The organism is Mesorhizobium sp. M7A.F.Ca.MR.362.00.0.0, from assembly GCF_004023175.1.
Taxonomy (GTDB): Bacteria; Pseudomonadota; Alphaproteobacteria; order Rhizobiales; family Rhizobiaceae; genus Mesorhizobium.
The window spans coordinates 1-11348 of record NZ_RZTF01000013.1 but is presented as its reverse complement, the minus strand read 5'-3'; the positions used below and the strand labels follow the sequence as shown (position 1 = coordinate 11348).

Annotated in this window: 11 protein-coding genes; 2 read left to right on the top strand and 9 right to left on the bottom strand. The window is 63.6% G+C overall.

The features are described 5' to 3' along the window. Window positions 1–1807: glycine cleavage T C-terminal barrel domain-containing protein (locus EOC06_RS41580; protein ID WP_281062021.1), on the top strand; the 1807-nt coding region annotated here is incomplete at its 5' end. Beyond that, a complete protein-coding gene (locus EOC06_RS03575) occupies window positions 1800–2339 on the top strand; it encodes a hypothetical protein (protein WP_128307110.1) in 540 nt (179 codons plus the stop codon). The genes EOC06_RS41580 and EOC06_RS03575, both read left to right, overlap by 8 nt. Window positions 2340–2350: 11 nt before the next feature. Here the strand turns inward: EOC06_RS03575 and EOC06_RS03570 are convergent, their stop codons facing one another. From EOC06_RS03570 to sfnG, 9 genes are all read right to left on the bottom strand, one after another. After that, the gene (locus EOC06_RS03570; protein WP_128307109.1) at window positions 2351–2836 is read right to left on the bottom strand and encodes a hypothetical protein; all 486 of its coding nucleotides are present in this window, start codon (window positions 2834–2836) and stop codon (window positions 2351–2353) included. Between the two features lie 113 nt (window positions 2837–2949). Continuing rightward, window positions 2950–3510, bottom strand: a complete 561-nt coding sequence (gene msuE / locus EOC06_RS03565; RefSeq protein WP_127256266.1) for an FMN reductase — start codon at window positions 3508–3510, stop codon at window positions 2950–2952. A gap of 65 nt (window positions 3511–3575) precedes the next feature. After that, window positions 3576–4823 (bottom strand): SfnB family sulfur acquisition oxidoreductase, encoded by a 1248-nt coding sequence (locus EOC06_RS03560; RefSeq protein WP_128307108.1) that lies wholly within the window; start codon window positions 4821–4823, stop codon window positions 3576–3578. Window positions 4824–4847: 24 nt separating this feature from the next. Then, window positions 4848–5654, bottom strand: coding sequence for an ABC transporter ATP-binding protein (locus EOC06_RS03555; protein ID WP_128307107.1), 807 nt, complete (start codon window positions 5652–5654; stop codon window positions 4848–4850). An 81-nt stretch (window positions 5655–5735) separates the two neighbouring features. Then, window positions 5736–7073, bottom strand: coding sequence for an ABC transporter substrate-binding protein (locus EOC06_RS03550; protein ID WP_128307106.1), 1338 nt, complete (start codon window positions 7071–7073; stop codon window positions 5736–5738). 82 nt (window positions 7074–7155) lie between these two features. Further along, a complete protein-coding gene (locus tag EOC06_RS03545; RefSeq protein ID WP_128307105.1) occupies window positions 7156–8196 on the bottom strand; it encodes a branched-chain amino acid ABC transporter permease in 1041 nt (346 codons plus the stop codon). 3 nt (window positions 8197–8199) lie between these two features. Continuing rightward, a complete protein-coding gene (locus EOC06_RS03540; protein ID WP_127328847.1) occupies window positions 8200–9099 on the bottom strand; it encodes a branched-chain amino acid ABC transporter permease in 900 nt (299 codons plus the stop codon). Next, entirely contained in the window at window positions 9096–10031 is a 936-nt protein-coding gene (locus EOC06_RS03535; protein ID WP_128307104.1) for an ABC transporter ATP-binding protein, read from the bottom strand. Before EOC06_RS03535 ends, EOC06_RS03540 begins: the two co-directional genes overlap by 4 nt. Window positions 10032–10155: 124 nt before the next feature. Further along, window positions 10156–11259, bottom strand: a complete 1104-nt coding sequence (gene sfnG / locus EOC06_RS03530) for a dimethylsulfone monooxygenase SfnG (protein ID WP_128307103.1) — start codon at window positions 11257–11259, stop codon at window positions 10156–10158. Between the last annotated feature and the right edge of the window lie 89 nt (window positions 11260–11348).

Sequence of the window (11348 nt, the reverse complement as noted above, 5' to 3'; positions counted from 1 at the left end):
GCGTTCTCTCGCATCCGCCAGCGGCAAGCTGCGCGTCGACGGCGTGACGCTCGACGACGGCACGAGGTTCGATGCCGATTGCGTCCTGGTCTCCGGCGGGTGGACGCCGACCATCCATCTCTTCGGCCAGGCCAAGGGCAAGCTCGCCTGGAGCGATGCGCGCGCCGCCTTCCTGCCAGGCGATCCGGTCGACGGCATCGCCGTGATCGGCGCCGCAGCCGGCGCGGTCTCCTTGTCGGAGGTGTTTGCTGGCGCCGGCCCCGCCTTTGCACCCCTCGGCCAGACGAGGGCTCCCCTACCGCGCAGCACCGGACCGGAGGCGACGGGAGGCATTCTCCCGGCATGGCCGATTCCGGGCTCGAAAGGCCGTATCTGGATCGATTACCAGAACGACGTGACGGTGAAGGACGTCGAACTGGCAGCGCGCGAAAACTTCGTCTCGGTCGAACATCTGAAGCGCTACACCACGCTCGGCATGGCGACCGACCAGGGCAAGACCTCCAACCTGCCCGGGCTGGCGCTGATGGCCGGGATCACCGGCCGCACGGTGCCGGAGGTCGGCACCACCACCTATCGGCCGCCATTCACGCCGGTGCCGCTGGCAAGCTTTGCCGGTGCGCGCGTCGGCGAATTGATGGCGCCGGTGCGCCGGCTGCCCCTAGAGAATGTGCACCGCGCCAATGGCGCTGTCTTCCAGGAATATGGCGGCTGGCTGCGCCCGGCCCACTATGGCGGCTACGCGGACGCGGAGCGTTCGATCGCGGACGAGGCGCTACGCGCCCGTCGGTCGGTCGCGCTGTTCGACGGCTCGACGCTCGGCAAGATCGAAGTGATCGGACCGCAGGCGGCGGCGTTCGTCGATTTCCTCTACTACAACACCATGTCGACGCTGAAGCCGGGCCGCTGCCGCTATGGCTTCATGCTGTCGGAGAACGGCGTGATCTTCGACGACGGGGTTCTGGTCCGGCTGGACGAGCATCGCTTCGTCGTCTCGTGCTCGTCCTCGCATGTCGCTGTCGTTCACGCCCGGCTGGAGGAATGGCGCCAGGACCGCTTCGGACGCGGCGCCGTCTACATCCACAACGCCACATCGGACATGGCGACGCTGACCGTCTCGGGGCCAAACTCCCGAAAACTGCTCGAAGCGCTTGGCCTCGGTCTTTCGCTCGGCGATGCCGACCTGCCGCATATGGCGATCGCTCATGGAAGCTATGCAGGCGACGAGGTCCGCATTACCCGCGTCAGCTTCACCGGCGACAGGAGCTATGAGATTTCGATCCGGGCCGATCGCGCCGAACCGTTATGGGCGCATCTGCGCAAGGCCGGCCAGGCCTTCGATGCCGTCGCTATTGGTCTCGAGGCGCTGATGATCCTGCGGGCCGAGAAGGGCTTCATCGTCATCGGTAAGGACACTGACGGCACCACGCTGCCGCATGATCTCGGCGTCGACGGCCCGCGCGTCAAGCGCCAGACCGAGTTCGTAGGCCGCCGCTCGCTGTTCACAGAGGAGGCCTCGCGTGACAACCGCATGCAGCTTGTCGGACTAGCGGTGCCGCAAGGCGAAGCGCCGCTGCCGACCGGCGCGCATGGCATCAAACGGATCGACGGCAGATTGCGCAGCCAAGGCTTTGTCACCTCGAGCTACCAAAGCCCGACGCTCGGTCGCCCGGTTGCGCTTGGGCTGATCGAGCGCGGCGCGACGCGGCACGGCGAGACGATCGACATCCAGCATCTCGGCAAGATCAGCAAGGCGACGATTACCGCCCCTTGCGCCTTCGACCCGGCAGGAGAGCGGCTGCATGCGTGATCTCGCGGAAAAATGGTCCGTTGCACCGGACTGGCAGGGCGCGGTCATCGCCACGCCGGGCCTTGCGGTACGAACAGTCTTCGGCCTCAACCAGTTGCTGGTCAGCGGCGACCTCGACGCGTGGGCACGGGCTTCCAGCATCGGCGGGACTGGCGTGGGTGCCTTTGGTATCGCACAGGGCGACCGCTACGCGGCGCGGCTGGCGCGCGACCGGCAGCTTGTCGTCTCGAACAGCCCGCTTGCCATCGCCATGGGCTGGCACGCGGAAGGGTTCGCTGTGACGGCGATCAGCGCCGGCTTGCAGGTGTTCGAAGTCAAGGGCATGGCGCTCGACGCTTTCATCGCGCGTGGAACGACGCTCGATCCCGCGAAGCCAAGTGCCAGTGCAGCACTTTCCTTCGCCGGCATCAGCGCCGTCGTCTATCGTCTTGACGGCAAGCTGCGCATCCATGTCGACCGTGGCCTTGCCACTTATCTCTGGACATGGATGGAAACGGCCGCCGGCAACATCGCGACCGGATCAGCCGACTAACCGGCGACACGTCAGAGCGTGAACGACCAAAACAGGCAGGCCAGCGTCGCGGCGGCAAAGACCACGAAGAACAGGCTGCGCAGCAGCACATTGCGGCGCAGCTCGTTCATGACGAAGTGACAACCGACGATCGCCGCGGCAAACAGGAACCGCCAGTTCAGCAGCGCCCACACGGCGCTGCCCTGCCCGAACGCCCATCTGGCGACCAGACAGCCGACGATGGTCGCAAACAGCGCGATCACGGTCCAGAAAAGGGCGTCGGCGGCATGGGTCAGGACGATGCCGGCCGCCCTGATCGGCAGGATCATCATCAGCATCGCGCTGAAGAAATAGACAGCGGCAATCGGGATGAACACGCCGGCGTCGGCAATGCCGTCAAGGCGCCTGACGCCGATCGCGCCATAGGGATAGCCGTGCCTGGCCACAGCCAGGCTCAACGCCATGAGCAAGGCGGTCAGCACGGCGACCAGTGCGAAGGATGTGAGGACTTTGCTCATGACGTTCCTGTCCCAGACGAATCAGACAGGAACGTTTTTAGCGGGCGGTCGTAAATTGCGGGTAAGCGAGGGCGCTGCCCTCGCCTGTTTCGATCGCAATCTGGTGACAAAGCCTATTCGGCGGCGATCCTGCCGGCCGAGCGGTTGGCCAGCACGAAGCCGACCTCGTCAACCGCCTGCGCCGCACGCTTCAGGATCGCCTCGGAGCGCAGTACGCCGTCGGTGAAATCCTTGTCGGTGGCGTAGACGGCGGTCGGGAGGGCAAAGGCCTCGAAGAAGCCGAACAGCGGCCGCAGCTGATGTTCGACGATCAGCGCATGGCGCTCGCCACCTCCGGTCGCGGTCAACACGATGGGCTTTCCCCGCAATGCCGCCGGATCGATCAGGTCGAAGAAGTGCTTGAAAAGGCCGGTATAGCTGCCCTTGTAGGTCGGCGAGCCCACGACAAGCACGTCGGCGGCGAGGATTTGTTCCAGGATCGCGCGCGCCTGGCCGTCGAGATCGCGGGCCCATTTCGCCGTTCCCAGCGACGGACCGAGGTCCTCGATATCATAGGTGCTCGCCGACAGGCCGTGGCTGGCGGCGATGTCCCTGGTGACCAGGTCGACGAAGGCGCGCGTCTTTGACGGCCGGGTGATGTTGCCGGAAAAGCCGACGACTGTTGGATTTGACATGGCAGTGGGCCTCTTGGATGGTCGAAGGTTTGACGTGGCGGGCCGTCCCGCCCGCCGGTGGGAGATCAGCTCCAGGCGTGCAGCGGCGGATTTTCGCCGTTGAGGAAATATTTGCCGAGGATCGAATATTTCCAGCGCACCGGATCGTGCAGCGTGTGCGTGCGGGCATTGCGCCAATGCCGGTCGAGATTGTGTTCGGCCAGCGTCGAGCGGGTTCCCGCAAGTTCGAACAGCCTGTTGGTCGCGGCTATGGCGATCTCGGTCGACAGGATTTTTGCCTCGGCGGTGACGATCTGGGCGTGCGCCACCGTGTCGGCGGTCGGATCGATCACTGCCCGGTCGATCGCATGACCGGCCTTTTCGAGCAGCGCCTGCGCCGCGTGCAGGCGCAGCGTCAGGTCGCCAATGGCCTGAATGGTGTAAGGATCGTCCCAGGCGTTGTCGACGCCGCTGTCGATCCAGGCGCGGCTTTTGGTCCTGACGAAATTGACGGTCTCGTCGATCGCCGCCTGGGCGATGCCGGTGTCGACCGCCACCTGGATGATCTGGAAGATGGCGCCGTCGGCGGTCGGCCTGTCGTAGCCCTTGTAGCCGGGTACCAGATGGGTCTTCGGCACCTTGACGTTGTCGATGATAACGGTGCCGGACAGCGTCGTGCGCTGGCCGAAGCTCGACCAGTCGTCGATGACCGTCAGCCCGGGTGCGGCACGGTCGGCGATCGCATACCAGGCGCGGCCCTCGTCATCGAGCGCCACGATCGGCACGAGATGGGCAAGCAGCGCGCCGGACGAATAGAATTTGCGGCCGTTGACAACCACATGATCGCCGGCATCGGTGAAGCGGGTCTCAAAATCGGCGGCGCGCTTGGAGCCGAACTCGGAAAAGGCGTTGCCGAACCGCGTGCCTTTCAGCGCTTCGGCAAACAGCAGCTTCTGCTGGTCCGCGTCGGACACGGTGCGAATGGCGGCGACAACACCGAGATGGTTCTGGGCAACCTGGCCGATCGAGGAATCCGCCGCCGAGATGATCTCGATTACCTTCGCCAACGTCGCATAGGACACCTCCGGCCCACCGAATGCCTTGGGTACATTGATCGACCACAGGCCGCTTTGCGAAAAGGCATCGAGTTCGGCGACCGGCCAGATCCGCTCGCGGTCGCGCTGGGAGGAGTCCTTGACGAATTCGGCGGCGAGTGCGTGGGCAATCGCAATCGCCTCGGCATCATCCTTGATGATGTGCGCTGGGGCGGTCGGCCTTGCGACTGGCGGCACGGCGGCGGAAGCCTTGTCGGTTTTGACGGTCGAAACGGTCATTTCACTGCTCCTTGGGATTTTGGCTCAGGCAACGGCGTGGAGATGGGCGGGCCTGGTGGCGGGTGACACCTGTTGCCCGGGGGTTGATTGACCGAGATAGAAGGCTCTGATGTCCTCGCGCTGGCGAAGTTCGACGGCAGCGCCGGCGAGAACGGAAACGCCGTTTTCGAGCACAGTGGCGTGGTCGGCGTATCTGAGCGCGACCGCCGAGTTCTGCTCGGCAACCAGGATCGACAGGCCGGTCTCGCGGTTGAGTTTTTTCAAGCTCTGGAAGATGTCCTGGACGATGAGCGGCGCGAGCCCCATCGACGGTTCGTCGAGAACCAGCAAACGCGGTCGCGACATCAGCGCCCGGCCGATGGCGGTCATCTGTTGTTCACCGCCGGAGGTCAGGCCGGACAATGTCCGGCGCTTTTCCCGAAGCCTCGGGAAATAGCCGTAGATCCGTTCGAGATCCCCGTTGATCTCGGCGCGGCTCCCGCTGCGGCCGATGCCGCCGGCGATCAGATTCTCCTCGACGGTGAGGCTTTTGAAGCAGTGGCGGCCTTCCAGCACCTGGACCAGCCCGGCGCGCACCAGATCACCCGGTTTGCGGCGCGAGACATCGGACCCTTCATAGCGGATGGTGCCGGCATTGACCTGGCCACGTTCCGCCGGCAGCAGGTTGGAGACGGCCTTCAGCGTCGTGGTCTTGCCGGCGCCATTGGCACCGAGCAGCGCCAGTATTTCGCCGCGCCTGAGCTCAAAACTGACGCCATGCAGCGCCGTGATGGCGTGGTTGTAGGTGGCATGGACCGCGTCCATGGCAAGAATGACGTCATCGTTCGGCATAGGCTGTTCTTTCACGGTTCGGAAACCGAAAGAGGCCGGGGCGCCACGGAAACTTGGTCCGCGACGCCCGGCACTGACTGATCAGTTGGTGGTCACAGCATTGGCATCGTCGGAGGTGCGCAGCTTGATGCCCTTCTCGGCGGCGTAGGCCTCGGCGGACTTCTCGATGATCGGCCTCAGCAACGCCCAGTCCGGCGTGATCCAGTCGGAGACGACGTTCCACTTCTTGCCGTCCCACTGCTGGAAGGTCACGTAGCCTTCGCCTTCATGATTGTCCCAGCTGACGTTGATCGAATGGAACAGATCCTTGGCGCCAAGCGCCTCGACCTTGGCCGGATCAAGCTTGAGATGCTCGAAGCCCCAGCGGACCTCATCGCCGGTCAGCGTGCGGTGACCGAACTTCTCCTGCGCGACCCGGATCGCCTCGACATTGAGGATGCCGTTGACGATGCCGAGATTGTGGTAGACCGAGCCGATGCGCGCCTTGTCTTCAAGGTTACCCTTGCCGGCGCCATAGACCGTCTTCACGATCTCCTGCACCACCGGGTAGGAGTTGCCGGAAGCCTGCGTGGTGATGGCGGTGTAGCCCTTGGCGGCGTCGCCGGCGGGGATCACGTCCTCTTCGGAATTCGACCAGACATTGCCGACGATATGGTCGACGGGGAAGCCGACCTTGACCGCCGTCTTCAGCGCCACCGGGTTCATCACGCCCCAGCCGCGCAGGACGACGAAATCCGGCTTGGCGCGGCGGATGGTCAGCCACTGCGACTGCTGCTCGTTGCCGGGATGCGGCACCTCGATCTGCTGCACGGTGAAGCCGTATTTCTGCGCCAGCAATTCATAGATCGGGATGGTTTCCTTGCCGTAGGGCGACCCATGATAGAGCACGACGATCTTCTTGCCCTTGAGCTTGTCGATGCCGCCTTCCTTGGAGGCGATGTAGTTCACGATGCCCGAGGTTTCGCTGTAAGGATTGAGCAGCAGCGGGAACACGTAAGGGAAGACACGCCCGTCGGTGGAGTCGGTGCGGCCGTGGTTGACCGTGATCAACGGCACCTTGTCGGCGGTGATGCGATCGATCATGGCATAGGCGATGCCGACCGAGAGCGGGTTCCAGGCGGCGGCACCGGCATGGCTCTTCTGCCGCTCATAGCATTCGACACCGCGCTCGACCTCATACTGGGTCTCGCATTCGTCCCAGGTCAGCTTGACGCCGTTGACGCCGCCGTCACGGATGTTGATGAGGTTGAGATAGTCGATGAAGCCGCCGAAGAAGCCGGTGCCGCCGGCCGCGTAAGGCCCGACGCGATAGCTCTGCAGCGGGAAATATTGTTCGTCGGCGTGCGCGGCCGGCAAGGCCACCGACACGATCATCGCCGCAGACAGCGCCGCCGCCTTGATTGTGCTGAGGAAAGTCATGGTCGAGATACTCCCGGTATGGGCCGTCTTGGGTTCGGCCCCTTGTTCATTTTCGGATTGGATTCATTTTCAATGCATCAGCTCAAGTCGACTGCCAGGCGAACAGGAGCCGTCTTCGGACCCTGTCCCACAGCGCCACCAGCCCGTCGGGTTCAAGGATCAGAAACAGGATGATGAGCGCGCCCAGCACGATGCGCTGGCTCATGTCGAGCACGCCCGAGTCGAAGAGATCGCCAAGCAGGAAGCCGCCGAGGCGCGACAGAGCGAGTGGAAAGACCACGATGAGGGCGGCGCCGAAGAAGGCGCCGCGGATCGAAGCCAGACCACCGATGATGATGATGAACAGGATCTGGAACGACCGGTCGAGATCGAAGCCGTCCGGCTCGACGGTTCTGAGATAGGCGAAGGCCCAGATGACGCCGGCAACGCCAATGATGAAGGACGAGATGGCGAAGGCCAGAAGCTTGGTCTTCAGCACCGGAATGCCGATGATGCGGGCGGCGGTTTCATTGTCGCGGATGGCGATGAAGTTGCGCCCGGTCTGCGACGAGACCAGCCTATAGGCAAGGAAGGTCAGCACCGTGACGATGGTCAGCGCGAACAAATAGCGGCCGATGGCGCCGTCGAGCGCGAAACCTGAAATCGACAGTCTCGGCGCGTCGATGACGCCGGACGCCGAGTTGTTGGAAAACCAGCTGAACTTGGTCAACGCCCATTGCACGAAGAACTGCGCGGCAAGGGTCGAAACCGCGAGATAAAAACCCTTCAGGCGCAGGCTCGGCAGGCCGAAAACGACGCCTATCGCGGCCGCCACTATGCCGGCCAGGAAGATGCTGCCGGCCAGCGGCAGGCCTTCGACACGCAGGTTGAAATTATAGGCGGCAAAGGCGCCGGCCGCCATGAAAGCAGCACTGCCAAGCGACACCTGGCCGGCATAGCCGGTCAGGATGTTCAAGCCCACGCCGGCAAGGCTGAGCGCCAGGAAAGGCAGCAGGATGGCCTCGAACAGATAGCTTGAGCCGATCAGCGGCACGACGCCGTAAGCGAAAGCGAGCAAAAGCACGGGCACGACCCATTTCGGCAGCACCGGCGCGGCGGCGAAATCGCTTGTTATCGCGGTCATCGTTCAGATCCTCTCGACAAGCTTCTGACCGAACAGGCCGGAAGGGCGGATCAGCAGGAAGACGAGCGCGACGACATAGGCAAACCAGCTCTCTATGCCGCCGCCGAAATAGTCGCCGATATAGACTTCGGCGAGCTTCTCGCTGGCGCCGATCAAGAGGCCGCCGACGATGGCGCCGAGGATGGAATCGAAACCGCCGAGCACCAGCACCGGCAGCGCCTTGAGCACCACCAGCGACAGCGAGAACTGCACGCCCAGGCGTGCGCCCCACAGCAGTCCGGCCACCAGCGCGACGAGGCCGGCGGCGGCCCATACAGTGGCCCAGATCAGGGGTAGCCTGAGGCCGACCGCGAGTGCCGCGAACTGATCGTCGGCGACCGCGCGGAAGGAGAGGCCGATGCGGGTGTAGCGGAAGAACAGCGACAGCAAGAGGACCATGCCGGCAGCGACCACGGCCGCGAAGATGTCGAACTGGCTGATCAGCACGCCGCCGATTTCCAGCGGCACGTCCTCGATGCCGAGATCGAGGCCGTGAACCTGCGTGCCCCAGATCAGTTGGGCAGCGCCTTCGATGATGTAGGACAGGCCAAGCGTCGCCATGAACAGGGTGATCGGCGGCTTGTTGGTCAGTGGCCTGAGCACCGTGCGCTCGATGGCGATGCCGATCGCCACCATGATGGCGAAGGTGACCACCAGCGCCAGCGCGAAGGGAATGCCGCGCTCGGAAAGGCTGACGAAGGTGAGTGCCGCAAACAGCAGCATCGCGCCTTGCGCGAAATTGAGCACGCCCGAGGTCTTGTAGATGAGCACGAAGCCGATCGCGACAAGCGAATACATGACGCCTGAGAGCAGGCCTCCGACGAGCACTTCGATGAAGAACTGGTAGTCGAAACCGGCGATCATATGCCTGCCCCGTCTTCATTGTCCGAGGCGACGCCGAGATAGGCATCGATGACGCGCTGGTCGTTCCTGACCTCATCGGGCGTGGCGTCGGCGATCTTGCGGCCGTAGTCGAGAACGGCGATGCGATCGGACAGACCCATGACAACACCGACATCGTGCTCGATCAACACCACGGTGGTGGCGAAACGATCGCGCGCGGCACGGACGAAAGCCGCCATCTCGCTCTTTTCGCTCGCTGTCATGCCGGCCATCGGCTCGTCGAGCAAAAGCAGGCGCGGCTCGGCCACCAGAGCGCGGGCCAATTCGACACGCTTCTGCAGCCCATAAGGCAAGGTGCCGACAAGACGGTCGCGAATGGCGGTGAGATGGAGGAATTCGAGGACCTGTTCGGCACGGCTGCGTGAATCGCGCTGCTCGCCACGCGAGCGGCCGATGCCGAGCACCTGGCCGGCAAAGTTGGAGCGAACCTTGTAGGCAAGGCCAGAGGCTACATTGTCGAGGACGCTGAGGCCCTTGAACAGTGCAAGGTTCTGGAAGGTTCTGGCGACGCCGAGATGGGCCAGCCGCTGCGTCGGGACCTGGGCATAGAAGGTACCGTCGAGCTGGACATGGCCACGATCCGGCCTGTAGACGCCGCTGATGACGTTGATCAGCGAGCTCTTGCCGGCGCCGTTAGGGCCGATGATGGCACGGATTTCGCCTGGTAGAACCGACAGGTCGACGTCGGCCAGTGCGACGACGCCGCCAAACGACAGGCTGATGCCCTGAAGCGAAAGCAATGCTGAGGCAGCGCCGGCAACGGCCCCTGCCGGCTTGGCGACATCTTCGAACGACTGCTCCGGCCGTGGGCTTGACGGCAGGCCGCGCGCAAAGACCTCCGGTGCATAGGCGGAAGCCTCCATCACTCCGAGCGTATAAGTGGGCAGAGGCATTCCAATTGTCCTCGATTGCTTCAGCACGCGCGCAAATCCTCATTGCTGCTCGATGGCTCGAGCGCGCCGGGTAGCTTTCATGCGTGTGCTGGCCGGAATCTCTCCGGCCAACCTGTGCGGGTGACTATTCCGCCGCCAGCGACGCCGCTCCCTCGGCGTCTTCCAATTCGCGAACGAGCGGGATGACATGCTTGCCGAAATACTCGACCTCTTCCTGGAAGTGCAGGAAACCGAGCAGGATGAGATCCGCACCCGCGCGCTTCAGGCCGACGACGCGTTGAGCAACCTGCCTGGGAGTGCCGATCAGGTTGGAGCGGAAGCCGTCATTGTACTGGACCAGGTCGTCGAAGGACGATTTCGCCCAATTGCCCTCACCTTCCGGCGAGGCCTTACCGGCGTTCTTGACCTCATGGCCGAAAGCATTGACCGCGTCGGGATTGGCCTTGGCGATGATTTCGGCGAGCACTGCCCTCGCCTCGTCCTCGGTCTCGCGAACGACGGCGAAAGCGTTGACGCCGACCTTGACGGAATGGTTGTTGGCCTTCGCCTTGGCCCTGAGGTCGTCGACCTGCTTGGCGATTTCGGCCGGCGTGTTGCCGTTGGTGAAGTACCAGTCCGAAACCCGTGATGCCATGTCGCGTGCGGCGCGCGACGAGCCACCCTGGAAGATTTCGGGCAGCGGCCGCGGCGGCTTCGGCTTCAGCGAGTACTCATTGAAGCGATAGAAATCACCACGGAAGGTGAAGCTGTCTTCGGTCCATATCCCGCGCAGCGCACGGATGAATTCCTCCGAGCGGCGGTAGCGCTCGTCATGATCGAGCCAATGCTCGCCGATGGCGTGGAACTCGCCACGGAACCAGCCGGAGACGAGGTTGATCGCGACGCGGCCGTTGGTCAGGTAGCTGATGGTGGCGATCTGCTTTGCCGCCAGCGCCGGGTTCCAAGGTCCCGGCAGGATCGCCGCGATGACCTTGAGCGTTGTGGTCGCAGCCAGCAGATCGTGGCTGAACGCCACAGATTCATGCTGTTCGTCGGCGCCGTAGCCGGCGGTGAAACGGATCTGGCTGAGCGCATAGTCGAAGCCGGACTTCTCGGCGATCTGCGCCAGCTTGCGGTTATACTCGGCCGAATGGTTGGTGCGCTGCTCGATGTTGGAGATCACCAGGCCGCCCGAAACATTCGGCACCCAGTAGGCAAACTTGATCGCGTCGGTCTCTGCGTGTGCCATGAAATGTCTCCCATTCAGGCCGTGTCATTGATCGATCCGGCCGCAGCCGGACTTCGCCGATATTTATTATGTTTATAGAATATATATAC